The following is a 23,105-nucleotide window of genomic DNA, read 5'->3' on the forward strand; positions in this document are numbered from 1 at the left end:
CCTGCTTTCATGAATGTATATTTTGTTCAAGCTCTTTACACTTTTTGCAAAAACTTGCTGTTTGCTCATTTCCGCAAATTGTAAACTCAAGAAATTTACTCTTAAGCTCTTGAACCATCTTCGTCCCAATACCCATATGACGGTGAGACGGATTCACGCTCAAATGCTGAATTTCCAATACCTGATCTTCTTTTTTTATAATCCCCATTATCCCAACAAAATCTTCATTTTGTTTCCACAAATACAATTGCCAATCCTCTTTCGCCTCATACTCTTTCATTGTCAATTGTAATGTTTTCACATCTTTTTCAGTTGGCATAAATGAAAGAAGCCCCATTGCAATTTTTTCATAACTTTTTTTAAAACGAATTAACATAACCCTTATCCCTTCTTACAAAAGTTACAAACTATTTATCCCCTCAGTCACTCTTTTCATATCACATTCATTCTACAATATTTTTAACAGAGTGAGAAGAGGCTGAAACAACTTGATAATCATACAAAGCGTTAAGAAGAAAGTCAAATATATGTTTCCACGCTATTTTTTTCTATTATACCGCTCAGAAAAGAGACAATACTGTATAGAAACTAAAAGGAGAATCCCCCTGCTCATCACATTTTAATTATTTTTGAACGAAATAGTTCTATTAAAAACAATATGTTGAGAGAAATCCATTTATTGAAGCATATAATCGGTACTCCATTCTATGTATTTTGTTAAAATTGTGTTCTCCTGCACAATATATTTTAACGTTAGTAGCCGTCCTATTTGCATCATATATTTCGAAATATATACCAATTACTGTTTATACGAAATAAAAAAAGAGAGCAAAATCGCTCTCTTTTTCTCGTAACTTATTCTTCCCAAACTTTAACTTCTTTCATTACATCGCCTTGACGCATGTTTAATACTGTTTCAATACCGCTTGTTGCTTTACCGAATACAGTGTGTACGCCATCTAAATGCGGTTGTGGCTCATGAACAACAAAGAATTGGCTACCGCCTGTGTTACGGCCAGCATGTGCCATAGAAAGTGAGCCAACAAGATGTCTATGAGGATTTCCATCAGTTTCACATGGAATAGAGTAACCTGGACCACCTGCTCCTGTTCCTGTTGGGTCTCCACCTTGGCTTACGAAGCCAGGAATAACGCGGTGGAATGTTACACCATCATAAAATCCTTGCTCTGCTAATTTTTTAAAGTTTTCTACTGTTTTTGGTGCTTCTTCTGGGAAAAATTCTAAATCGATTTTTTCACCATTTTCCATTAATATGTATCCTAAAGTTTTCATACGTATATGTCTCCTTTCAACTATCTCAGCACTATATTACCACATTCATGACTAGAAACAAAAAGAATCCGACAATCTACATACTTCTTTTTTGAAATGTGGAGAAAGCTAGGTGACAAATAAAAAATATATACTATAATAACTGTGTTGCCCGAAAATTTTAGAAAGAGAAAGGGAGCGATTTTTCGTGAAAACGAAATTACTAGCTCTGCTATTAGCTGTAACGGTATTTATGATGCCAACAGCTTCATTTGCAGACATCATTGAGGGAGAATCAATTGTTACACTAGGAGAAAACTTATCTGAACAACAAAAACAAGATCTGTTAAAAGAAATGAAAGCACCGAAAGATGCTACAATCATTACTGTGTCTAATGCGGAAGAACATAAATTTCTAGAAGGAATTGTTCCAAAAGCACAAATTGGTACGAGAGCAATTTCCTCTTCTATGATTACATACACAAAGCCAGGATCTGGCCTTATTGTACGCTCAAAAAATATTAATTCGATAACAGATGCGATGTACACAAACGCACTTATTACAGCAGGTGTGAAGGATGCAGAGATTCAAATTACTGCACCATTTAAAGTTTCAGGAACTGCTGCTTTAACAGGTTTAATGAAGGCCTATGAAACAACATCAAACAAAGCAATTCCTGAGGAAGTAAAAAAAGTAGCCAATGAAGAAATGGTGCAAACGGCCCAGCTCGGCGATAAAATCGGTGAAGAAAAAGCAGTTCAACTTGTTGCAAAAATTAAAGAAGAAATTGCCAAAGAACAGCCAAAAACGACTGAAGATTTACGTTCATTAATTAAAAAAATTGCGGATCAACTTGGTATTACATTAACGGATGAACAGTTAGATAACTTAGTTGCGCTATTTGATAAAATGAAAAATCTTAATATCGATTGGAATCAAGTTGGCAGTCAGTTAAATAAAGCAAAAGAACACGTTTCTGCCTTTTTAGGATCTGAAGAAGGGCAAGGATTCCTAGATAAAGTGAAAGATTTCTTCTCAAGTATCATTGATTTTGTTAAATCGTTATTCAAGTAAAAAGAAGCTCGTCAGTGACGAGCTTCTTTTTTATACAAGTAACGGCAATTTCATAACAGCTTCTTCAACCGAACGAACAATATGATTTGCCTTCTCCTTCACATATGGATGAGCATGATGAAGAGTAAATGAATGCGGAGTTACTTCAAACATAGAAATATCATTGAAAGAATCTCCAATGCATGCAACTTCATTTGCTTCAATTTGCAAATGTTCCATTAGCCGCCTTAAAGCACTCCCTTTACTTACTCCCCTTGGCATAATGTCAACATAGCGTTTACCAGACATAAAAACTTCTGCTTCGCTCTGAAATGTATCTCGTAACTCTTGATCTAATGCTGCAATTGTCTCTTCTTCTCCAAAAACAAACAATTTCGCAGGATGTACAGTCTTACCAAATTCCTCTTCTAATGCTTCTATCTCAGCAATATGTACGCCCATATACGTTTCAAAATTATGATGATGTTCATTCTTTCTTTTTGTATACCGTTGCTCATTTGCACAAACAATATCTGCTAGTCCCTTTTTATGGATATATCGATATATTTCCTGGGCAATCCCATCTTCAAAACTTGATTCATGAAATATTTTTCCATCCGGTAGTAACATCATCGCTCCATTTAAACTAGTTGTGTAATACGGGAATGCAAACCTATTTACGACTTCATCAATTCGATGAGTAAAGCGGCCAGAGGCAAAACAAATATTTGTCCCTTTTTCAGCTAACCAACAAAGTGCACGTTCATCTTCTTTTTGCATATGATTCACATTGTAAACGAGCGTATCATCTAAATCACTTACAAATAATTTAATCATGTCCTCTTCCCCTCTCATACACAATATCTACTCTAAGTGTACACAAAAAATGTTTGGTTTTTGTTAAAAAAAAATAAATTTTCAATAAAAAAATAAACGGGAGCATAATCCCGTTTATTTTTGTCTTCTTACATTTTGAGGTCGTACAATACTAGGACGCACTTTTAAACTCGACATAGTTGGGCGGAGTAAAATTTTCGTTAACGCACCCCAATCAAATGGTAAAAACGGCCATAAATACGGTGTTTGTAAACTTTTTATGGACGCTAAAAATAAAATCAACATCGTCATTCCGATTACAAATCCCATCTCATGAAAGATGCCGGTTAAAATAATGACAAATAATTTTCCTACCTTATTTCCAAGTCCAAGCTCATAACTCGGAGTTGCAAATGATCCAATCATAGAAACCGCTACATACAAAATAACTTCTGGTACAAATAAACCTACATCAATTGCAATTTGACCAATTAATATAGCTGAAATCAAACCTGCTGCTGACGACAATGGTGTCGGTGTATGAATAGCAGCCATCCTTAAAAATTCAAGTCCAATTTCAGCCATCAAAACTTGTAATAAAATAGGTAAATGTGTCATCTTATTTGGCCCAATGAAAGCGAGTTTCTCCGGTAAAAGCGTTGGATCAAATACAAACACTAACCAAAATGGCAATAAGAATAAGGAGAATATAACACCTAGAAAACGTACCCAACGTAAAAATGTACCTACAGCTGGATTTTGTCTAAATTCTTCAGCATGCTGTAAATGATGAAAATATGTTGTTGGCGTAATCATCGCACTTGGTGACGTATCAACGAGCACTAGTACATGTCCTTCTAATAGATGATTTGCTGCTACATCGGGCCTTTCTGTATATCGAATAAGCGGGAATGGATTATAACTTTGCCTTACAACAAATTCTTCTACCGTTTTATCCGCCATCGTAATCCCATCTACTTCGATGCTATTTAATTCTTGTTTTATAATCTTCACTAAATCCGGATTTGCAACATCTTGTACATATGTAATACAAATATCCGTTTGCGACCTATCCCCTACTCGGATCATTTCATTTCGAAGACGTGGATCGCGTATCCTTCTACGAATTAAAGCTGTATTTACAACGATATTTTCAACAAAGCCATCCCTTGCACCACGTACTACCTTTTCTGTATCTGGTTCTGTCGGTGTCCGGCCCGGATAACTACGAACATCTATTGCAAAAGCTTCCGTTTCACCTTCCACAAATATAATAATGAGTCCTGATAATACTTGAAGCATTACATCATCCATCGTTTTCACTTTACTTACTTGTTGATGAATTAAACGATTTTCTAAAAGCTTTACTGTATCTTCTTCTACATCCCTTATTTCATTTGTATCCACTGCTTCTTCTAAAATAGGGATAATATAATTCGTATCACAAAGTCCATTTACAAATAACACACCGATTTCTTTATTTAAAATTTGAAATTTACGAATACCAACATCGTATGTAACACCTAGTCCAACTGTTTGCTTTAAGTAATTTTCATTATCACTTAAAAAAGATGAAATCGGGATATTCACCTTTTTAGGCTTCGTCATAAAACCCACTCCTTTCCAAAATTAATTGAATCGCTTTTCTAGTAATAGGTGATCCTCTCTCCCATTCATCATTTCCACACATCTTACCAATATCACCGACCCCGACAATGACAGGGACGTTCAGATCATCTAAACAATAAATCGTATCCCCACTAATCCGGCCGATTTCACCATCTGGGAGTCCAAATTTATCAACACCGTATTCTGTCAAATTCCCATTCCGATCTACACTTACATCTACACGCGCCCATTCCCAATGATGTGTATTCGACGCTACTGCTAAAATACCCAGTACATCAACTTGTTTATGTGTTGCAACATACTTTAACGCCTTTTCACCAGATCCTTCTCCTATAAATCCGCTGTCATCAAACATGACAAATACAGGGTCATATGGCGTTTGCATAATAAGCTCAACAACTTTCTTCCCTGTCAATTTGGTCGGATTACTTTGCGATGCTGAAATACACCTTCCCCCAAATTCCTTTGTTAAAAGCTCAATTGTCCGCTTTGCATATTCATCTCCATCTGTGACCAAAACAACCCTTCGTCTCATTTGATTTATCCTTTCGGTTTACATATAAGTGCAACAAAAAATGAAAATAATATCGCCGCTGAAATCCCCGCAGACGTTAAGCTAAACATACCGATTCCAATCCCTAAATATCCATGTTTTTCTGCCGCATGCATTGCCCCGTGCAATAGTGAATGTCCAAAACTTGTAATAGGGACCGTTGCCCCAGCACCTGCAAATTTTATAAGCTTATCATACAATCCGAATCCGTCTAAAATAGCTCCGGCGACTACAAAAGTTGCCATTAAATGTGCCGGTGTTAACTTTGCAAAATCTAGCAACACTTGTCCAATGACACAAATAGCTCCTCCTACAAGAAATGCATATATAAAATCCACAATTCACTCTCCTTTAACTCTTTCAAACACAACACCATGCGCAATCGTTGGAATCGTTTCCTTCTGCTGTATCATCATCGGGCTTAATAAAGCTCCAGTTGCAACGACAAAAATTCGTTGTAAGTTCCCTTTTTGCATTTCACGCAATAAATGACCGTATGTTACAACAGCTGAACAAGCACAACCACTACCACCTGCAAACACTTCTTCTTGATTTGAATTGTAAATCATTAATCCACAATCGTTGTATATATGTCCAAGATTATACCCTTCCTCAAGTAAAAGTTGTTTCGTAATTGGTGTCCCCACAGCTGATAAATCACCAGTAACAATAAGGTCATAATCAGCGGCACTTCTTCTTAAATCTTCAAAATGCTGTTGAATTGTATGAGCAGCAGCTGGCGCCATTGCCGATCCCATATCTAGAGGATTAGCAATTCCTAAATCTTGTACTTTTCCGATTGTTGCTGCTGTTATTTTAATTGCACTTTCTTCATTGCTAATTAATATGGATCCTGCTCCGGTAACAGTCGAGTTTGCTGTCCCAGGCTTTTGTCCCCCGTACTCTGTTGGATTACGAAATTGTCTTTCAGCCGTCGCATTATGACTACTTACTGTCGCTAAGACACGATTCGCAAATCCACCATCTATAAATGCTGATCCAACCGCCAAAGTTTCCATTGACGTCGCACAAGCACTGAACATCCCTAAAAAAGGAATACCACAATCTCGAGCAACATAATTTGCTGTCACTGTTTGGTTTAATAAATCACCTGCTAAAAAAAAATCAATTTGTGATGGTTTTATATTTCCTTTTTGCAACGCTTGTTGAATCGAGTCTGACATTAACCTTCGTTCAGCAAGTTCCCAGTTTTCCTCTCCACAATGTAAGTCTGAATATGAAATATCAAAATCCTTTCCAAGAGGGCCTTCAGCTTCTTTCGGACCGACAGCGGTACCAGTTGCATTCACGAAGATATCATTTTGAAATACCCACGTTTGTTTTCCGGTCAATCTCATACCTATCCCTCCTTTAAGACATTAAAATTTGAAATGTATATCTTATTAATCCGATAATGTATGCACCGACCACTCCAAACACAATGACGCTTCCTGCGAGCTTAAACATGTTTGTAGCGATTCCTAGAACAATCCCTTCACTCCTATGTTCTATCGCAGCACTTGCCATAGAATTCGCAAATCCAGTAACTGGTACTGCTGATCCCGCTCCAGAAAACTGCCCGATTTTATCATAAACACCACATCCTGTTAAAATCGCTGATAGTAAAACGAGAGTTGCAACTGTAGGGTTTCCTGCCTCTTGCTCACTAAAGTGAAAGTAATGTATATAAAATTTCATCAATACTTCTCCGACGGTACAAATGAATCCCCCAACAAGAAATGCCTTCACACAATTTATTAAATAGTTCGGTTTCGGATGGTACTCTTTCACTTTATTTATGTAATCATCTTTCAGTTTTCGCCCTGCCATATATATATTGCCTCCTACTTTACGAAATAAATCCAGTGAAACAATGAGCCTATTACTTTTCCAAGTACAAGAGCAACGAGTAAAATAATAATTTTCCCCTCTACCCCTACCCGTTTCGCTAAAATAGGTAAAACGTTTAACACTTCCGTTAACGCCGCAGCTAGCATTCCAATGAATGTGCCACAAAATAACCCTAATATTACGAGCCAATATTGCGACGTTTGAAATGTAATATTCTTCAAACTACACCAAGCCCCTGTTAAAGTACCTGTAATGACTGCCCACTCAAAATATTGAATATGCTTTCCACTTCTCGTTAATTGAGCTAAACGAGGGATTATACCAAGTACAGCTAAAAACGCGACATATCCGCTACCTACTGCAATCCCCCCAGCTAAACCAATTAAAATCACGAATCCAGACTCAATCATCGGTAAGCTGTTTCATATTATCCTTGTTTTCATGAACAATTACATATTGATCAAGCGACTGTTGATATTGAAACATCTCAACTTCTAACGGACTAGGCTCTTCATTAATTCGCTTTTGAAATACATGATTAAAAAATAAAACCATACCTAACCCAAGACCTAATGAATAAGGAATTTGAAATAAAAGTGGTTGCGCCTTAAATTCTCCAGTAATCATGTAATATAACCGTTGGTGTACTTGTTGCATGCTTACATCTTCATGAAAATAAATAATTGCAAGTGCTGCTCCAATGAAGAGTAACAACCATACAAGTCCGAAGAAAACCGGATGCACTTTCTTTTTTTCATATATAATTTCAACAAGAGTTTGTCCAGAACCAAGTAAATTAATTTGTAAGTGAGCCGCTTTTTGTTGAACAATCTCAATCACTTTCATAACATCAATTACAACATGTGTTTTATCATGCGCTGTTATTTTGTAAATTATCTCATTTTGTAACGACTCAACTACCAAAGAATCTCCAGCAAGTTGAGCAACATCGCTCAGTTTTACTTCATACGTAGGAGACACTTTTAATCGATTGCGCATTTTAATATAAATCGTTTGTTCCAATTTTCATTCACCCCTTCACTCTTCCTCGTAGTTGTAGTATGGTTATTGGAATTTTTTCTAATACAATTTTTTCATAAAAAAACATCTGTACCGTTTTGGTACAGATGTTTTTCTGCTAAGCCTTTTTCTTAAATAAATTTGCAATGCTTAATGCGAGCCCTCCCCAAATGACTACCATACCTATAACCATCATCATAATCGCTGATCCGCTCATCATGAAACACCTCGATCCTTCCATTCTTTTTCAAGCTGGGCAGAGTCTGAATGTATTTGTGCATTCCATTTCTTCAGACTAATGACTAGTGCAACTATAAGAAATGCTGCTGCAATTGACCAACCATACGTTACAACAAACTCGGTTGGATAATCTCCGTAGTTCTTTTTAATATTTTGGATTGTGCCATCAATTAACATATACCCTAACATAAGCGGGGTAATAACGAGTAAACTCACTCTCCAAAACGTCCCTAACTTTATATCAGATACAAAGTTTGCGTGATTTTGATAAACTGGTAAACGGCGCAAGATAAGGCCTATTACAACTACTTCAGCTAGTGCAATTGTAATCAACCCAAAATTGTTAGCGAAATAATCAACAACGTCTAAGAACATAAGTCCACCACGCGTTGCAAAAACAAGAGAAACTAACACGAGAAGTGTTCCCATAATTCCAATCGTCTTTGGACGACTCAAGCTGAATTTTTCAGATACAGCAGCAAAGCATACTTCCGCAAGTGAAATGAGTGATGTAATTCCAGCAACGGTTAAAGATAAGAAAAATAATACTCCAAATAACGGTGACATCGGTAGTTCATTAATAATTTGCGGGAATACTACGAACGCAAGTCCCACACCAGCACTAGCTACTTTATCAACCGGTACCCCCATGTTATTCGCCATAAATCCAAGCGCTGCAAAGACCCCAATACCTGCTAATAATTCAAATCCTGAATTTGCAAATCCAGTAATAAAAGCATTATTTGTTGTATCTGAGTTTTTCGGTAAATAACTAGAATACGTAATCATAATTCCGAATGCTAAAGATAAACTAAAGAAAATTTGTCCATAAGCAGCAAGCCATACTTTCCCATCAAAAATACGACTCCAATCTGGTTTAAAGAATGCATCTAATCCTTGCATCGCACCTTCCATCGTCACTGCACGAACAACGATAATAAGAAACATAACAACTAATAACGGAATAAAAATGCGGTTAACAACTTCGATTCCTTTCTTAACGCCTTTAAATGCAACACCAAGTACAATAATCCAAACGAGCGCTAATGGAATTAATACTTCCGGTACAAGCCCTCCAAACTGCCCTGGCTTATCTGCAACATGTAAATATTCTTTAAATAAAAATGATTCCGTGTCTTTCCCCCATGCTCCAGTAATCGCAAAGTACGTATACGAAATAGACCAAGCAATAATTACTGCATAATATGTTGAAACGATAAATGTTACACACATTTGCCACCATCCAATAAATTCAGCACGTGGATGAATACGGAAGAATGTAAGTGGTGCCGAACCACGATGACGATGCCCAAGAGCAAACTCGAATGCTAATAATGAAATACCAGTTGTTAATAATGCGAATAAGTACGGTAAAAAGAATGCGCCTCCTCCGTTTTCATACGCTGTATAAGGAAAACGCCATATGTTTCCTAATCCAACGGCAGAGCCGATCGCTGCGAAAATAAATCCAGCCCTCGTTCCCCATTGTTGCCTCGTTTCCATGTTTCCTTCCCCCTTTGTGACAAGTTCATACTTGGATTATATTTTAAATTAACTAAATTATCAATAAATTCTGTAAATTATTTAACAATAGTTGGAATCTTCCCCTTTTCATGACAATAAAAAAAATCGAATAGATAGCTATTCATCTATTCGATCTTTCATCTGTTTCAATATTTTCTTTTCCAGTCTGGAAACTTGTACTTGTGAAATGCCTATGCGCTCCGCTACTTCTGATTGGGTTTGGTCTTTATAGTAGCGCAAATACACAATTAGACGTTCTCGTTCATCCAATTCTCTAATTGCTTCTTTTAAAGCAATTTTATCAAACCATTTCGTTTCCGATTGATCTGCAATTTGATCTAAAATAGTAATTGGATCTCCATCATTTTCATACACAGTTTCATGTATTGATGAAGGAGCACGACTCGCTTCTTGTGCCAGAACAACTTCTTCTGGTGTTAGTTCCAGAGCCTCCGCTACTTCATTAATCGTTGGAGCCCTTCCGAACTCTTTCGAAAGCTCGTCTCTCATCTTTCGAATTTTGTTTCCTGTTTCTTTTAAGGATCTGCTTACTTTCACTGATCCATCGTCACGTAAAAATCGTTGTATTTCACCAATAATCATTGGAACTGCATATGTTGAAAATTTCACGTCGAAAGATAAATCAAATTTATCTACCGATTTTAAGAGCCCAATACATCCAATTTGAAATAAATCGTCTGGTTCGTATCCTCGATTAAGAAACCGCTGCACAACCGACCATACGAGACGCATATTACTTTGAACGATTGTATCTCTCGCTTGTTGATCTCCATCTTGACTTTTTTGAATTAACGCTTTTAGCTCGTGGTCCTTTAACTGAGGTTTCTTCTTCTCTTTTCTGACCTCTATGTCCATTGGCTATTCTCCTTAATTGCATAGAGCGTTACTATTTGATAAGTACTTTGTCAAATGGATTGTTGTCCCGAAAGATTCGTTTGAAATAACTTCTACTTCATCCATAAAATTTTCCATGATAGTAAATCCCATTCCGGAACGCTCTAATTCAGGTTTAGTTGTAAAAAGGGGTTGTCTTGCTTCATCTAAGTTAAAGATACCAATCCCTTCATCTCGAATCGTGAGTTTCACCATTGCTTCTTCCAAAATCACTGAAATATAAACAACACCTTCTGCATTTCCTTCATACCCATGAATAATTGCATTTGTAACCGCTTCTGACACAACTGTTTTAATCTCTGTTAATTCTTCCATCGTCGGGTCTAATTGTGCAATAAAAGCAGCTACTGTAACGCGAGCGAATGATTCATTCTGACTTAACGCTGAAAATTGAAGGTTCATTTCATTTCTCATTTATGCCACCCCCAACGTCGCGAGCGCGTGCGCTTCACTTTCTTCTAAACGAACAATTTTGAATAGGCCTGACATTTCAAATAAACGTTTAACAGGCGGTGAAATTGCACAAACAACCATCTCTCCACCTAATCCCTTTACATGTTTATATCGGCCTAATATAACACCTAAACCAGAACTATCCATAAATGATAAGTTCTCCAGGCTCAAAACAATATGATGAACACCATGTGTCTCAATCATATCTGTTACTTTCGTTCGCAACTCTTCAGCAGTATGATGATCTAATTCACCCTCCAGCCTCACACATAAGACGTCACGTTTTACTTCTAAATGCATGGAAAGACTCACACGATTTCCTCCTTATGCTCAAACTTTACTCATTAACATAAGATTTTCGTGATATAAAATAAGAATCCTTCCTACTGACAAAAGAAGAACTATTTCGTCATAATGTGAAACCGTTCAGCAATTATTCCCGTACATACGAACAGAAAAGCGGCAAAATTTTTGCCGCTATTTTGATGTTGAAAACATCCCAAAACTTCTTTTAAATAACTCCCACCAACTCGCTGCAGCAACATCTTCTTTCGCTACAATAGTTTGTTTTAATAAAACATCTTTATCTTTTTTAATAACAAGTGTGCCAAGCGCGTCACCTTTTTTAATCGGTGCCTTCACTTTCTTTTCAGCGATTACTTCTTGTTTTACTTTGTCCATATTTTCGCCCTTCTTCATAAGAAGAGATACGTTGTCTGACGCAACTAAATCTACTTTTTCTTTTTTCCCTTTTCCTACTTGTACAGTCTTAATTTTTTCACCACGTGTATACAATTTCTTTGTCATATATTGTCCAAACGCATAATCAAGAAGCTTCGTCACTTGATTGTTCCGTTCTTTTGATGTAGGTGCTCCCATAACAACTGAAATAACACGCATTCCATTCTTTTCAGCTGATGCAGTTAAACAATATTTCGCTTCTGTCGTAAAGCCCGTTTTCACACCATCTACTCCAGGATAAAAACGTACTAACTTATTCGTATTAACAAGCCAAAACTTCTTATCCGTATCTTCACGTAAATAGTCTTCATATTTACCTGTGTATTTGCGAATAAGTGGATACTTCATCAATTCTCTCGCCATTATAGCCATATCATTTGCCGTGGAATAATGATCTTTTGCTGGAAGACCTGTTGGATTTTGAAAATGAGTATTTTTCAACCCTAAATCTTTCGCTTTTTTGTTCATCATATTTACAAAACCTTCTTCTGAACCAGCGATATGCTCCGCTACTGCAACAGATGCATCATTTCCAGATGCAATGGCAATGCCCTTTAGCATTTCATTTACGGTCATCTCTTCCCCAGGTTCTAAAAAGATTTGTGATCCACCCATTGAAGCTGCGTGTTCACTTGCTCTAACTTTATCGGTCAGTTTTAGTTTTCCTTTTTCAACTTGTTCCATAATTAATAGCATTGTCATAATCTTCGTCATACTGGCAGGTGGTAACTTTTCATTCGGATTTTTATCAAATAAAACTTTACCTGTATCTTGCTCAATTACGATTGCTGACGACGCTTGTTCCGCTAACTTCGGCGCGGTTCCTTCTGTTTTCTCCTGCTTCGTTTTCTCAGATTGTGCAAAACTAACTGAAGTACCAGAAAGCAATAACATGAAACAAACAAGTATTCCAAAAACTCGCTTCATGACTAACCCTCCATTCTATATCAAACCTATTTTTTCCAATTCTATAATTTTTAATACCATATTTTTCTATTAATTTCAGTTGACAAATAAATTCATTGCCGATATTGTATTAAGTGTATTACACACATTAGTACACTTAATACTCATTAGGAAGGAGACATTGCTCTTGCATATTCAACTTGATCCAAGAAGCAACACTCCGATATGGGAACAAATTGTTCAAAATATAAAAGAACTCGTATTGAAAAACATGCTAGCTCCAAGTGATAAGCTTCCTTCTGTACGCGAGCTCGCTTCATTGCTCGTTATAAATCCAAATACAGTTAGTAAAGCGTATCAAGAGTTAGAACGACAAGGGATTATTGAAACATTACGAGGAAAAGGAACATTTGTATCCCAATCGATTACCCCAACATTAGACGAAAGGAAAATCGCTATGGTTGAAAAGCAATTTCATCAATTACTACTAGAAGCCTCTTATCTTGGGATTACGAAAGATAAAATTCACGATTGGATAGATTCATACTACAAAGAGATTGGAGGAACTATGGATGCTGAAAGTGACAAGCTTGAAGAAAACAATTGATAATCAAACGATTTTAGATAATGTTTCTTTCACATTGCAAAAAGGTAGTATCGTCGGATTACTCGGAAGAAACGGTGCGGGGAAAACAACTTTATTACGAACGATGGTCGGCATTTTAGACCCTGATGCAGGAACTGTTACATATGAGGATACGAATATTCACCAACATCCTGAAACGAAACAAAAAATCGTATATGTTCCGGATTCTACTAACATACTGAACGGATATACAGTGAAAGAAATTGTAAAGTTTTATAAAGCTGTTTACACAGCATTTGATGAATCCTATTTCTACGAACTGCTAGAACGTTTCAACTTACCAAACAAGCGAATTCGTAGTTACTCAAAAGGAATGAAAGCACTACTTGCAATCATTTTAGCCGTTGCTGCAAAAGCAGAATATATCATTTTAGATGAACCGACAAACGGATTGGATCCTATCGTTAAAAGACAAATCCTCCAATTTCTAGTTGGAGAAGTTGCTGAAAAAGAGATTACTATTTTCATCTCAACTCATCATTTAGATGAAGTTGAACAAATCGCCGATACAATCATTATATTAAAAGGCCATACTATAGCTTCTATTACATCACTAGACGATGCAAAATCACGATTTGTAAAAATACAAGTAGCTTACGAACGTTCATTACCTCAAAAACTAGAAAACTTAAGCAATATTAAAATATTAAATCAAACAGGAAAAGTATATACAATCTTAATCGAAGGAAATATTGCTACAACGCTTGAGAAGTTTTATAAAGAGCAACCAATTCTCATTGAAGAATTAACAATGTCGCTTGAAGATATCTTCGTTACGACACTTGAGGAGGATGAGTATGTTTCATAAGGCGTTGTGGATGTGGAATTGGAAGCGCGGGAAATATGCTGTGTTACTCTTCTTCTTTAGTTCGCTTTACTTGTTATCTTTTGGCTACTATAAAAGTGCTCAGAGACAACTTGCTGAGTATTACGAGTTACAAGAAAAAGGTAAACAGTATTATTATTTTTATGGCTTTTCGCCAGGGGAAGGTAATAGTTTTTGGTTAACTGTTCTTATCATTGCTTTAGCCTGCTTATTGATAGGATGGGAACGTAGCAACCAATCTAATACACTACTTATGACGATGCCTTTTAAAAGAAAAGATGTCTTCTTATCTAAATGGGCTTTCGGTTCCTTTTGTATTGTAAGCTCGTTACTTATAAATTGGATTCTTATGTATGTTATTTATAGAACAACTATTCATTTTGATTATCAATCATTTAGTCCATTTCATCGATACTTTCTTTATGCGATTGTTTCTTATGCTGCAGTATATACAGCTGCACTATGCATCGGTACTTTTACTGGAAGCGTTGTTTCGCAGGTTGTTTTTTGTATTCCTTGGTTACTAATGGGGCTTACATTTATTCCACTAGTGTCCACTTTTACGATAAATCACTTAGAAGCTACCGATACTAAAAATTATAAGTTACATGAACAACTTTACAAAATTAATCAAAAAACAAATATAGTTGCACCAATATATAATTTCACGATTTATTACGATTATGATCCTGAATTACGTAAAAAAGAAAAGGACTCAACTACTTTAAGAGATCCAGCATCTTATCACTATTATTCAGCTAAATCGATGTTTGTCCCTATTTTTTATACAATAGTTAATTTGCTACTTGGCGCATATTTATATACACAATCGCCAAATGAAAACACTCAAAAAATATTTATTTTCCAAAAACATTTAAAAATATGGGTATGGGGGACAACCATTTACTTTGCATTACTAGGTGGCTATAAAATAAATCAATTTAGTTTCGTATTTAACTACTATATCGGTTTGTTTCTCGCTGGAATCATTACTTATGTTGTATTATCACGACTAACAAATTATAAAGTTTTTTAAAGGAGAGATCCTATGTTTCAAAAAGCACTATGGCTAAGAACGTATCAACAAAGTAAATATGTTGTATGGCTGTTTTGGTTCGTTAGCTTCTACAATTTGTCATACAAATACTATTTGGCATCGATTGAACAACAACACCTTCTGAAGATGCAAAAAGAAGGGGAATATGTATATCATTACAATTTTGGTTTATCACTTATGGACCCTGTCATCTTTCAAGGTGGTGCACTTATCATTCTGGCCTGTACGTTAATCGGCTGGGAAAGACAAAATAACTCTAGTGACTTGTTATGGTCTATGCCATTTAAACGTTCACACCTTTATATAACAAAATGGTTGTTTGGAATCTGTAATATCGCCACTGTTGTCGTTTTAAACTGGGGACTATTTGCTATTATGAAAAAGTTGACTTTTCATAATAAATATCAAGTATTCTCCCCATTTCATAGTTACTTTATATACATGTTAATTGTATTAATCGCTATTTATACACTTGCCTTATGTGTAGGTACAATTACAGGGAATATTATATCGCAAGGATTTCTCACTGCAGCTATATTAATCTTCCCAGCTTTACTTCCATCACTTATCTCAGGAGTCTTTGCTGTTCACTCAAACACTGACTTTCATGAGAACAATGGCCATATACATGATGTGATGGAAAACATCCGTATCTCTAATCCAGCAGAAGGTTTCAATATTGACTTTAATTATGATCCACAAAGTCATTATACCGATTCAGATGGAGTGCGTCATAACGGACCAAACTTTACAAAGATTCCATCGGTAAAAACATTGATTGGACCTATTGCACATGTCATTATTTTATTACCACTCGGTATATATTTATATGTTCGTTCAGTCAATGAGCGGAATGGTAGTTTCTTACTATATCCAAAGCTTCAAAAGATATTTATGGTCTGCGCTATTTTCTGTATCGGAATTAGCGGCGGTTTAATAATTGGCGGGACCCATTCGTTGCTTAATTTTTACGTTGGTTTGTTCGGAACAAGCATAATTAGCTATTTTCTTCTATCTAAAATATTGAGATTGAAGGTCTCTTGGAATTTCAAATAAAATAACCTCCTCACTAAGAGGAGGTTATTTTATTTTCTCTCTCCTATCTCCATACACCATCTCTTCTTTCATCCCAAACCCATCACCATTTTGCACAATTTGCTCTGTTGGTGCGACTACACTTTCAGCAATTTTCCATTCCCCGCGCTCTTTCATAAATACTTGCAGAAAATAGTTCATGCCATTTAGCTGATATGCATTTTCTTTTTTCACATTATAGTGCACCGCAATGTAGTACACTTGAATGTTTTCTTTCCCTGCTTTTGATACGTATTGCGATAATCTTGGAATGTACATTGATGCTTTCTTAAATGGTAAGTGCTTCGCTTTAACGAGCGATGAACTTGTTACATTACGTAATGTGTCCTGATTACGAATGTTATCACTATGATGAAATAATACTGCATTTTGCATAGAACGAACCCATAATTTCGAATACAAGACAGTATTATCATTTTCAATATACTTCACTTCTTTTTGCACCACTTGAATAGGGGTATCGGCGTACATGAATGTATTAAAGCAGAAAAAGCTTCCAAGTAAAACGGTAAGTGCCGCAATATATTTCATAATCTTTCCTCCGATCTTTTTAATTAAAGTATCGGAGTTTCAAAATATTTTTATTCAAAAGAAAAAGGATAGGAAAGCTCTTGCTTCCTATCCTCATTTATTATAAGACGCGGCCAAATAGTTCTAAAACCATTTCTATCTCTTGGTCGCTCCAACCTTTAAATCTCTCTTTATAATATTCTTTACGCACAGCTTCAAGTTTTTCAGTTACTTCTCGTCCGTTTTCTGTAATTTCTAAGTATACGATACGACGGTCTGAATTTGATCTCTTTCTTTCAACAAACCCTTTTCGCACGAGACGATCTGTTACAGCTGTAATATGACTGGAGGTTACGTTTACTTCACTCGCAATTTGCGAAGCCATCTGTGGACTTTTTAAAAATAACGCACGTAATACAGAGAATTCATTATATGGCATATGCTCTGAAAAACGTGTATTAATATCATTTTGTAATAAACGTATCATCTTTCGAAATGATGCAGATAAATCTAAAATCAGTGTTTCTCTATTTTCGTTCACTAGCCTCGTCCCTTTTTTATCATATTTATACATATTATAATCTATAAATACCTATGTTGTATATGCTTTCTTCCCTTAACATTCTCATTTATGTAACTTTTTTCATACGATTTTCTTTTTTGTTCACACATATACATATAAAAAAGGATGGTGAGCATAAATGCAAGGTGGAATGAATCCGTATTTACATAATATCCGTACGACAAATACTGGTAAAGAAGCTACTATTACTGTACAAGGAGAAGGCATTATAAAAGCCAAACCAAATGTTGTCATATTAACACTAGGCATTCGAACAGATAGTAAAAATGTAAAACAAGCGCAAGAAGAAAATGCAGTTCAATCGAAACAATTGCTTGATGCACTCAAACAGCTAGGTATTGCCGATAAAGATATAGAAACTATTTCTTATACGATTACCCCTCAATACGAATATGTAAATGATAAAGCCTTACTACAAGGCTACCGTGTGGAGCATTTGTATGAAATTACCGTTTTAAATGTACAAAAAGCAGGGGAAGTATATGATATAGCCGTGACGAATGGTGCAAACGTAGCAAAAGGTTTACGTTTTCGAATATCTCATCCAAATAAATATTATGAGCAAGCTCTCATTCAGGCTCTGCACCAAGCAGTAGAAAAAGCTCGTGCTATTGCGAGTACCTACAATTTAAACATTAATCCTGTTCCCCTCTCACTCGTTGAAGAATCTGCCCAATTACCACGGGAGGTTGCATCCTATGCTACTTTACATGCACAAGCAGCCCCGCCCATTCAATCTGGAGAACTAGAAATCATTTCAACCATACGAGCTATTTTTACGTATTTATAAATAATTTCGTTTATAAGTAAACGTTATCATTTTCGTTGTTGTAAAAACATGATGTTCTGATATAATAAAGGACGGTGAGCTCTTATATAAGAGATATCACGGGTGGGAGAGGGATATGAAAAAGAAGGTTTAACATGAAAGGAATACTTGAAAGAACATTTAAATTAGACTTACACCAAACATCACCAAAACAAGAAGTTTTAGCTGGAGTTACGTCATTTTTCACAATTGTTTATATTATGATTGTAAATGCGTCAATCTTATCAGATGCCGGCATTCCTCTTGAAGCTGGAATTTTAGCAACTGTTTTTAGTTCATTTGTCGGATGTCTACTTATGGCATTTTGGGCAAATGCACCTGCTATTCTTGTCCCAGGTATGGGTGTAAATGCATTCTTCACGTACACTGCTGTGCACACGCTCGGTCTAGCTTGGCAAGAAGCATTAGCAGCTGTTTTTATCGCCGGTATTATTTTTGCAATTGCTGCTTTTACACCGATTGCTCGCGTGCTTTCGGTATCGATTCCAAAGTCATTAAAGGAAGCGATCACTGTCGGTATCGGGTTATTTTTAGCTTTCATCGGCTTGCAAAAAGGTGGTTTAGTCGTTTCGCATCCTAATACTGCTGTTGCAATGGGGAAATTAAGTAGTCCTGTCGTTCTTGCAACACTACTTACTCTTATTGTGGCACTTGTGCTATTTGTGCGTAATGTACGTGGAAACTTTTTATGGACGATTGCAATTGGAACTGGTATTGCATGGCTATTTGGCCTTGTTGATACGAGTCAAGTGGGCAATAGTTCGTTTTCATTCGCTAATTACGGCGATGTGTTTGGAGCTATGTCATTTGGGAAACTTTCTTCCTTACCATTTTGGATTGCAACATTCTCCTTAAGCATGGTGCTTATTTTTGAGAACATGGGACTACTGCACGGTTTATTAGAAGATGACCGTAAATTCCCACGTGCTTACCAAGCAAATGCAATTTCAGCAATGACATGTGGTCTATTTGGCACAAGCCCTACCGTTTCAACAGTAGAGAGTGCCGCGGGTATTACTGCAGGTGGAAAAACAGGTCTGACGTCTATCGTTACAGGGTTGTTATTCTTCGCGTCACTGTTTGCACTTCCGTTTGTCAAACTAATTCCTGATAGTGCCATTGCACCAATCTTAATTATTATTGGCGGCCTGATGATTACAAGCATTCAACAAATTCCTCTGAACGACTTTTCAGAAGGATTTCCAGCGTTTTTAATTATCGTTATGATTCCGCTCACATATAGTATCGCTGACGGCATTGCGTTCGGATTTATTGCTTATCCTATCTTGAAAGTTGCTCTTGGAAAGCGTAAAGAAGTCGCACCGTCCATGTATATCATTACATGCTTATTCTTAGCCATGTTCGTATTACACGCTATTGGCTAGTTAAAAAACACCGAGGGAACCTCGGTGTTTTTTACTTAAACCAACCTTTTTTATAAAACCAAGCCATCATGCCCCCGCCAATTAACGCCATAATTAATAGACAAATAAAGTAACTATACTTCCCGCCAAGCTCTGGCATATGTGAAAAGTTCATGCCGTATACCCCTGCAATAAATGTTAACGGCATGAAAATAGTTGAGAAAACAGTTAATGTTTTCATAATATTGTTCATATGGTGGGAATTCAGTGAAAAGTAACTATCTCGAATATCTGCTGTTAATTCACGGCTTGCTTCAATCATCTCTGTCAGTTTAAGCAAATGATCATGTATATCTTTAAAATAAATTTCATGATCGCTTATACCGTAAAAACGAGTTGAATTTAAAATGCGGTACAATAAATCACGCATCGGAATAATCGTACGCCTTAGTTTAGATAAATCTGCACGAATATCAAATACCTCTTCTAGCACACTTCCTGCTGTCTCACCCGTTAAATTATCATCAATTGCATTTAAATGGTCTTCAATGTAATAAACAGGTGCGAAATAATCATCTACAATTTGGTCAATAATTGTATGTGCTACATTTAAAGGGCTCTTCTTAATACGTTTTTTCTCACCGAGCGTTTTCCATACTCTTTCAATCGCATTATTATGAGAGAAGTGGAAAGAGACTATATATCGATCACTAACAAATAAATCGATTTCATGCGGTTCTAATCCGTCTTCTCCGAATGCATGGAGAACTAAAAAGTTATATCCATCATAAAAATCTACCTTTGGTCTCTGTACATACTCTACACAATCTTCAATCGCAAGGGGATGGAACTTGAAGTGATCTTGTAAAATATATGTATACTCCTCTTTCGTCGGCTTATATAAATCAAGCCAATACCATACGATGTTTTCTTTTTTCGTGTCTTCCAGCGAAACATCATATAAAACTTCATTTTTTTTCGTTATTGCACAAATTCTAATCATAATTTCACCCATTATTATTATAAACAAAAAATAGTAAAAAAAGCCAAGGAGAAATACTCCTTGGCTCTTCTTTATTATTTAGTAACGATGCCGTGCACTAGTGTCGGCGTATCTACATGGTCTTTAGCGATTTTCATGTTCTCATAAATTTTCGCTTTTACATCTTCAACATTTTCGCGGTTTGCGTAAATTGTAACAAGAGAGTCACCTTTTTTCACGCTATCGCCTACTTTTTTGCGAAGCATTAGACCAACTGCTAAATCAATTTCAGACTCTTTCGTTGCACGCCCTGCTCCTAAAAGCATTGCTGCTGTTCCGATTTCATCTGCAACGATTTCCGATACGTAACCGTCTTCTTTCGCTTCCACTTCAATTTTAAATTGTGCTTGTGGCAATTTAGAAGGATCATCAACAACAGATGCATCGCCGCCTTGCGCTGATAAGAACGTTTTAAATGATTCTAGCGCTTTACCATTGTTCATTACTTCAATTAACTTTTCACGCGCATCTTCTAAAGATGAAGCTTGTCCAGCAAGGTACACCATCTGACTGCCAAGCGTTAAACATAACTCTTCTAAATCTTTCGGTCCTTTACCTTGTAATGTATCAATTGCTTCTTGTACTTCTAATGCGTTACCAATTGCTTCACCAAGCGGCTGACTCATATCAGAAATAACCGCCATCGTATTACGACCAACGTTATTACCGATTCGTACCATTGCTTCAGCTAAACGTTTTGCATCTTCATCCGTTTTCATAAATGCTCCTGCTCCAGTTTTTACATCAAGAACAATTGCATCTGCACCAGCAGCAATTTTTTTACTCATAATCGAGCTTGCAATAAGCGGAATTGAGTTTACTGTTGCCGTTACATCACGAAGTGCATATAACTTTTTATCAGCAGGTGTTAAGTTTCCACTTTGGCCGATAACAGCAATTTTATTTTCATTTACAAGACGCATGAATTCATCATTTTCAATTTCCACATGGAATCCTGGAACTGCTTCTAATTTATCAATTGTACCACCAGTATGTCCTAAACCACGTCCAGACATTTTCGCTACTGGTACACCTAAAGCAGCTACTAGTGGACCTAATACAAGTGTCGTTGTATCACCAACACCACCTGTTGAATGCTTATCTACTTTTACCCCTTCAATGGCTGATAAATCAATTGTATCACCGCTATTTACCATTGCCATCGTTAAATCCGCACGTTCTTGATCATTCATATCTTGGAAGAAAATTGCCATTGCAAGTGAACTTACTTGATAATCAGGAATATCACCATTTGTATATCCTTCAACAATAAAGTTAATTTCTTCTGTCGTTAATGCTTGTCCATCACGTTTTTTTGCAATTAGGTCCACCATTCTCATTGTGAAGTCACCCCTTCATTTGTTTTACGATTGCTTTTACTAATGCTAAGAAGTTAGCTTTAACACGTTCTGTCGTTTCAATTACTTCATCATGGTGAAGTGGCTGATCTAAAATACCAGCTGCCATATTTGAAATACAAGAAATACCAAGTACTTTCATACCAGCATGACGAGCTACAATTACTTCCGGTACTGTTGACATACCAACTGCATCTCCGCCAAGTGTACGAAGCATACGAATTTCAGCAGGTGTTTCATATACAGGACCTGTCATTCCAACATATACACCTTCTTGTACTTTAATGTTTAAGTCTGCTGCAACTTGTTTCGCCATTTCGCGAAGTTCTGTCGTATAAGATGTAGACATATCAGGGAAACGTACACCCATTTCAGAATCATTTGGTCCAATTAATGGATTCGTACCCATGAAGTTAATGTGGTCTGAAATTAACATAAGATCGCCTGGTTCAAATGATGTATTTACACCACCAGCTGCGTTCGTTACAACAACAGTTTCTACACCTAGTTCTTTCATAACACGAACTGGGAATGTTACTTTTTGCATGTCATATCCTTCGTAGAAATGGAAACGTCCTTGCATTGCTACTACAGGTACACCTTGAAGTGTACCGAATACTAGTTGACCTGCATGTCCTTCTACAGTTGATACTGGGAATTCAGGAATTTCGCTGTAAGGCACTGTTACCGCATTTTCGATTTCATCTGCTAATACACCTAGTCCAGATCCAAGGATTAGTCCTACTTGTGGTGTTTCTTGAAATTTCTCTTTTAAGTATGAAGCTGATTTTGTAATAAGTTCACGATTCATTTGTTTATCC

General features: G+C 36.4%; 28 protein-coding genes. 7 read left to right on the plus strand and 21 right to left on the minus strand.

Features of this window, described 5'->3' with window-relative positions:
* Positions 1–7: 7 nt before the first annotated feature.
* Both ribT and LUS72_RS20135 read right to left on the minus strand, forming a co-directional pair.
* Positions 8–376, minus strand: a complete 369-nt coding sequence (gene ribT, locus LUS72_RS20130) for a GNAT family N-acetyltransferase RibT (protein ID WP_000908403.1) — start codon at positions 374–376, stop codon at positions 8–10.
* A 479-nt stretch (positions 377–855) separates the two neighbouring features.
* Entirely contained in the window at positions 856–1,293 is a 438-nt protein-coding gene (locus tag LUS72_RS20135) for a peptidylprolyl isomerase (RefSeq protein WP_000853785.1), read from the minus strand.
* A 187-nt stretch (positions 1,294–1,480) separates the two neighbouring features.
* On the opposite strand from LUS72_RS20135, the gene LUS72_RS20140 reads away from it, so the two are divergent.
* Positions 1,481–2,347 carry a DUF1002 domain-containing protein gene (locus LUS72_RS20140; RefSeq protein ID WP_000850509.1) on the plus strand — a complete coding sequence of 289 codons (867 nt, stop codon included), beginning with the start codon at positions 1,481–1,483 and terminating at the stop codon, positions 2,345–2,347.
* A 30-nt stretch (positions 2,348–2,377) separates the two neighbouring features.
* Here the strand turns inward: LUS72_RS20140 and LUS72_RS20145 are convergent, their stop codons facing one another.
* The 14 genes from LUS72_RS20145 to dacF form a co-directional block, all read right to left on the minus strand.
* Positions 2,378–3,181 (minus strand): Cof-type HAD-IIB family hydrolase, encoded by an 804-nt coding sequence (locus LUS72_RS20145; RefSeq protein ID WP_141533245.1) that lies wholly within the window; start codon positions 3,179–3,181, stop codon positions 2,378–2,380.
* A 96-nt stretch (positions 3,182–3,277) separates the two neighbouring features.
* Positions 3,278–4,750 (minus strand): spore germination protein SpoVAF, encoded by a 1,473-nt coding sequence (spoVAF, locus tag LUS72_RS20150; RefSeq protein WP_097830812.1) that lies wholly within the window; start codon positions 4,748–4,750, stop codon positions 3,278–3,280.
* Positions 4,737–5,306 (minus strand): stage V sporulation protein SpoVABEA, encoded by a 570-nt coding sequence (locus tag LUS72_RS20155; RefSeq protein WP_001254419.1) that lies wholly within the window; start codon positions 5,304–5,306, stop codon positions 4,737–4,739. The genes spoVAF and LUS72_RS20155 overlap by 14 nt, the downstream gene beginning before the upstream one ends.
* Positions 5,307–5,311: 5 nt before the next feature.
* Positions 5,312–5,662, minus strand: coding sequence for a stage V sporulation protein AE (spoVAE, locus tag LUS72_RS20160; RefSeq protein WP_002014916.1), 351 nt, complete (start codon positions 5,660–5,662; stop codon positions 5,312–5,314).
* Positions 5,663–5,665: 3 nt separating this feature from the next.
* A complete protein-coding gene (spoVAD, locus tag LUS72_RS20165) occupies positions 5,666–6,682 on the minus strand; it encodes a stage V sporulation protein AD (RefSeq protein ID WP_097830811.1) in 1,017 nt (338 codons plus the stop codon).
* Positions 6,683–6,695: 13 nt separating this feature from the next.
* Complete coding sequence (gene spoVAC / locus LUS72_RS20170) at positions 6,696–7,154, minus strand: stage V sporulation protein AC (RefSeq protein WP_097830810.1); 459 nt, start codon at positions 7,152–7,154, stop codon at positions 6,696–6,698.
* Positions 7,155–7,168: 14 nt separating this feature from the next.
* A complete protein-coding gene (gene spoVAB, locus LUS72_RS20175; protein ID WP_097830809.1) occupies positions 7,169–7,585 on the minus strand; it encodes a stage V sporulation protein SpoVAB in 417 nt (138 codons plus the stop codon).
* The gene (spoVAA, locus tag LUS72_RS20180; protein WP_128853520.1) at positions 7,578–8,198 is read right to left on the minus strand and encodes a stage V sporulation protein SpoVAA; all 621 of its coding nucleotides are present in this window, start codon (positions 8,196–8,198) and stop codon (positions 7,578–7,580) included. Before spoVAA ends, spoVAB begins: the two co-directional genes overlap by 8 nt.
* Before the next feature lie 115 nt (positions 8,199–8,313).
* Complete coding sequence (locus tag LUS72_RS20185; RefSeq protein WP_000016829.1) at positions 8,314–8,412, minus strand: methionine/alanine import family NSS transporter small subunit; 99 nt, start codon at positions 8,410–8,412, stop codon at positions 8,314–8,316.
* Complete coding sequence (locus tag LUS72_RS20190; protein WP_264448180.1) at positions 8,412–9,938, minus strand: sodium-dependent transporter; 1,527 nt, start codon at positions 9,936–9,938, stop codon at positions 8,412–8,414. Before LUS72_RS20190 ends, LUS72_RS20185 begins: the two co-directional genes overlap by 1 nt.
* A 138-nt stretch (positions 9,939–10,076) precedes the next feature.
* Positions 10,077–10,835, minus strand: coding sequence for an RNA polymerase sporulation sigma factor SigF (gene sigF / locus LUS72_RS20195; RefSeq protein ID WP_071746962.1), 759 nt, complete (start codon positions 10,833–10,835; stop codon positions 10,077–10,079).
* 12 nt (positions 10,836–10,847) lie between these two features.
* The gene (spoIIAB, locus tag LUS72_RS20200) at positions 10,848–11,288 is read right to left on the minus strand and encodes an anti-sigma F factor (protein WP_001243400.1); all 441 of its coding nucleotides are present in this window, start codon (positions 11,286–11,288) and stop codon (positions 10,848–10,850) included.
* Positions 11,289–11,639 carry an anti-sigma F factor antagonist gene (gene spoIIAA / locus LUS72_RS20205; protein ID WP_000059128.1) on the minus strand — a complete coding sequence of 117 codons (351 nt, stop codon included), beginning with the start codon at positions 11,637–11,639 and terminating at the stop codon, positions 11,289–11,291. It lies immediately after the preceding gene.
* Positions 11,640–11,804: 165 nt separating this feature from the next.
* Complete coding sequence (gene dacF / locus LUS72_RS20210; RefSeq protein ID WP_097830806.1) at positions 11,805–12,995, minus strand: serine-type D-Ala-D-Ala carboxypeptidase DacF; 1,191 nt, start codon at positions 12,993–12,995, stop codon at positions 11,805–11,807.
* Positions 12,996–13,161: 166 nt separating this feature from the next.
* On the opposite strand from dacF, the gene LUS72_RS20215 reads away from it, so the two are divergent.
* The 4 genes from LUS72_RS20215 to LUS72_RS20230 are packed head-to-tail and all read left to right on the plus strand — an operon-like array spanning position 13,162 to position 16,559.
* Positions 13,162–13,581 (plus strand): GntR family transcriptional regulator, encoded by a 420-nt coding sequence (locus tag LUS72_RS20215; RefSeq protein WP_097830805.1) that lies wholly within the window; start codon positions 13,162–13,164, stop codon positions 13,579–13,581.
* On the plus strand, positions 13,547–14,428 hold the full coding sequence (locus tag LUS72_RS20220; RefSeq protein WP_097830804.1) for an ABC transporter ATP-binding protein: 882 nt from the start codon (positions 13,547–13,549) through the stop codon (positions 14,426–14,428). Before LUS72_RS20215 ends, LUS72_RS20220 begins: the two co-directional genes overlap by 35 nt.
* A complete protein-coding gene (locus LUS72_RS20225) occupies positions 14,418–15,482 on the plus strand; it encodes an ABC transporter permease (protein ID WP_097830803.1) in 1,065 nt (354 codons plus the stop codon). Before LUS72_RS20220 ends, LUS72_RS20225 begins: the two co-directional genes overlap by 11 nt.
* Positions 15,483–15,494: 12 nt before the next feature.
* Positions 15,495–16,559 carry an ABC-2 transporter permease gene (locus LUS72_RS20230; RefSeq protein WP_097830802.1) on the plus strand — a complete coding sequence of 355 codons (1,065 nt, stop codon included), beginning with the start codon at positions 15,495–15,497 and terminating at the stop codon, positions 16,557–16,559.
* 24 nt (positions 16,560–16,583) lie between these two features.
* On the opposite strand, the gene LUS72_RS20235 is transcribed toward LUS72_RS20230, so the two are convergent.
* Both LUS72_RS20235 and LUS72_RS20240 read right to left on the minus strand, forming a co-directional pair.
* The gene (locus LUS72_RS20235; RefSeq protein ID WP_097830801.1) at positions 16,584–17,129 is read right to left on the minus strand and encodes a hypothetical protein; all 546 of its coding nucleotides are present in this window, start codon (positions 17,127–17,129) and stop codon (positions 16,584–16,586) included.
* Positions 17,130–17,229: 100 nt separating this feature from the next.
* Positions 17,230–17,649, minus strand: coding sequence for a MarR family winged helix-turn-helix transcriptional regulator (locus LUS72_RS20240; RefSeq protein ID WP_001004995.1), 420 nt, complete (start codon positions 17,647–17,649; stop codon positions 17,230–17,232).
* A 160-nt stretch (positions 17,650–17,809) separates the two neighbouring features.
* Here LUS72_RS20240 and LUS72_RS20245 point away from each other — a divergent pair, with 160 nt between their 5' ends.
* Together LUS72_RS20245 and LUS72_RS20250 are read left to right on the plus strand one after the other, a co-directional pair.
* The gene (locus LUS72_RS20245) at positions 17,810–18,481 is read left to right on the plus strand and encodes an SIMPL domain-containing protein (protein WP_097830800.1); all 672 of its coding nucleotides are present in this window, start codon (positions 17,810–17,812) and stop codon (positions 18,479–18,481) included.
* Between the two features lie 134 nt (positions 18,482–18,615).
* Positions 18,616–19,905: an NCS2 family permease gene (locus LUS72_RS20250; RefSeq protein ID WP_000676230.1), complete on the plus strand. Its 1,290-nt coding sequence runs from the start codon at positions 18,616–18,618 to the stop codon at positions 19,903–19,905.
* A 31-nt stretch (positions 19,906–19,936) separates the two neighbouring features.
* Here the strand turns inward: LUS72_RS20250 and corA are convergent, their stop codons facing one another.
* From corA to LUS72_RS20265, 3 genes are all read right to left on the minus strand, one after another.
* A complete protein-coding gene (gene corA, locus LUS72_RS20255; RefSeq protein WP_141533262.1) occupies positions 19,937–20,899 on the minus strand; it encodes a magnesium/cobalt transporter CorA in 963 nt (320 codons plus the stop codon).
* Positions 20,900–20,961: 62 nt separating this feature from the next.
* Positions 20,962–22,266 (minus strand): pyrimidine-nucleoside phosphorylase, encoded by a 1,305-nt coding sequence (locus tag LUS72_RS20260; protein WP_097830798.1) that lies wholly within the window; start codon positions 22,264–22,266, stop codon positions 20,962–20,964.
* A gap of 7 nt (positions 22,267–22,273) precedes the next feature.
* Positions 22,274–23,095, minus strand: a complete 822-nt coding sequence (locus tag LUS72_RS20265; RefSeq protein WP_071746972.1) for a purine-nucleoside phosphorylase — start codon at positions 23,093–23,095, stop codon at positions 22,274–22,276.
* Positions 23,096–23,105 lie beyond the last annotated feature (10 nt).

The organism is Bacillus cereus, assembly GCF_025917685.1.
In the GTDB taxonomy this organism is placed as follows: domain Bacteria; phylum Bacillota; class Bacilli; order Bacillales; family Bacillaceae_G; genus Bacillus_A; species Bacillus_A cereus_AT.

What these genes read in the sequence shown, in the direction of transcription:
- ribT (WP_000908403.1), bottom strand. Translation starts at nt 376, where the DNA reads ATGTTAATTCGTTTTAAAAAAAGTTATGAAAAAATTGCAATGGGGCTT.
- LUS72_RS20135 (WP_000853785.1), bottom strand. Translation starts at nt 1,293, where the DNA reads ATGAAAACTTTAGGATACATATTAATGGAAAATGGTGAAAAAATCGAT.
- LUS72_RS20145 (WP_141533245.1), bottom strand. Translation starts at nt 3,181, where the DNA reads ATGAGAGGGGAAGAGGACATGATTAAATTATTTGTAAGTGATTTAGAT.
- spoVAF (WP_097830812.1), bottom strand. Translation starts at nt 4,750, where the DNA reads ATGACGAAGCCTAAAAAGGTGAATATCCCGATTTCATCTTTTTTAAGT.
- LUS72_RS20155 (WP_001254419.1), bottom strand. Translation starts at nt 5,306, where the DNA reads ATGAGACGAAGGGTTGTTTTGGTCACAGATGGAGATGAATATGCAAAG.
- spoVAD (WP_097830811.1), bottom strand. Translation starts at nt 6,682, where the DNA reads ATGAGATTGACCGGAAAACAAACGTGGGTATTTCAAAATGATATCTTC.
- spoVAC (WP_097830810.1), bottom strand. Translation starts at nt 7,154, where the DNA reads ATGGCAGGGCGAAAACTGAAAGATGATTACATAAATAAAGTGAAAGAG.
- spoVAB (WP_097830809.1), bottom strand. Translation starts at nt 7,585, where the DNA reads ATGATTGAGTCTGGATTCGTGATTTTAATTGGTTTAGCTGGGGGGATT.
- LUS72_RS20185 (WP_000016829.1), bottom strand. Translation starts at nt 8,412, where the DNA reads ATGAGCGGATCAGCGATTATGATGATGGTTATAGGTATGGTAGTCATT.
- LUS72_RS20190 (WP_264448180.1), bottom strand. Translation starts at nt 9,938, where the DNA reads ATGGAAACGAGGCAACAATGGGGAACGAGGGCTGGATTTATTTTCGCA.
- sigF (WP_071746962.1), bottom strand. Translation starts at nt 10,835, where the DNA reads ATGGACATAGAGGTCAGAAAAGAGAAGAAGAAACCTCAGTTAAAGGAC.
- spoIIAB (WP_001243400.1), bottom strand. Translation starts at nt 11,288, where the DNA reads ATGAGAAATGAAATGAACCTTCAATTTTCAGCGTTAAGTCAGAATGAA.
- dacF (WP_097830806.1), bottom strand. Translation starts at nt 12,995, where the DNA reads ATGAAGCGAGTTTTTGGAATACTTGTTTGTTTCATGTTATTGCTTTCT.
- LUS72_RS20220 (WP_097830804.1), top strand. Translation starts at nt 13,547, where the DNA reads ATGCTGAAAGTGACAAGCTTGAAGAAAACAATTGATAATCAAACGATT.
- LUS72_RS20225 (WP_097830803.1), top strand. Translation starts at nt 14,418, where the DNA reads ATGTTTCATAAGGCGTTGTGGATGTGGAATTGGAAGCGCGGGAAATAT.
- LUS72_RS20230 (WP_097830802.1), top strand. Translation starts at nt 15,495, where the DNA reads ATGTTTCAAAAAGCACTATGGCTAAGAACGTATCAACAAAGTAAATAT.
- LUS72_RS20235 (WP_097830801.1), bottom strand. Translation starts at nt 17,129, where the DNA reads ATGAAATATATTGCGGCACTTACCGTTTTACTTGGAAGCTTTTTCTGC.
- LUS72_RS20245 (WP_097830800.1), top strand. Translation starts at nt 17,810, where the DNA reads ATGCAAGGTGGAATGAATCCGTATTTACATAATATCCGTACGACAAAT.
- LUS72_RS20250 (WP_000676230.1), top strand. Translation starts at nt 18,616, where the DNA reads ATGAAAGGAATACTTGAAAGAACATTTAAATTAGACTTACACCAAACA.
- corA (WP_141533262.1), bottom strand. Translation starts at nt 20,899, where the DNA reads ATGGGTGAAATTATGATTAGAATTTGTGCAATAACGAAAAAAAATGAA.
- LUS72_RS20260 (WP_097830798.1), bottom strand. Translation starts at nt 22,266, where the DNA reads ATGAGAATGGTGGACCTAATTGCAAAAAAACGTGATGGACAAGCATTA.
- LUS72_RS20265 (WP_071746972.1), bottom strand. Translation starts at nt 23,095, where the DNA reads ATGAATCGTGAACTTATTACAAAATCAGCTTCATACTTAAAAGAGAAA.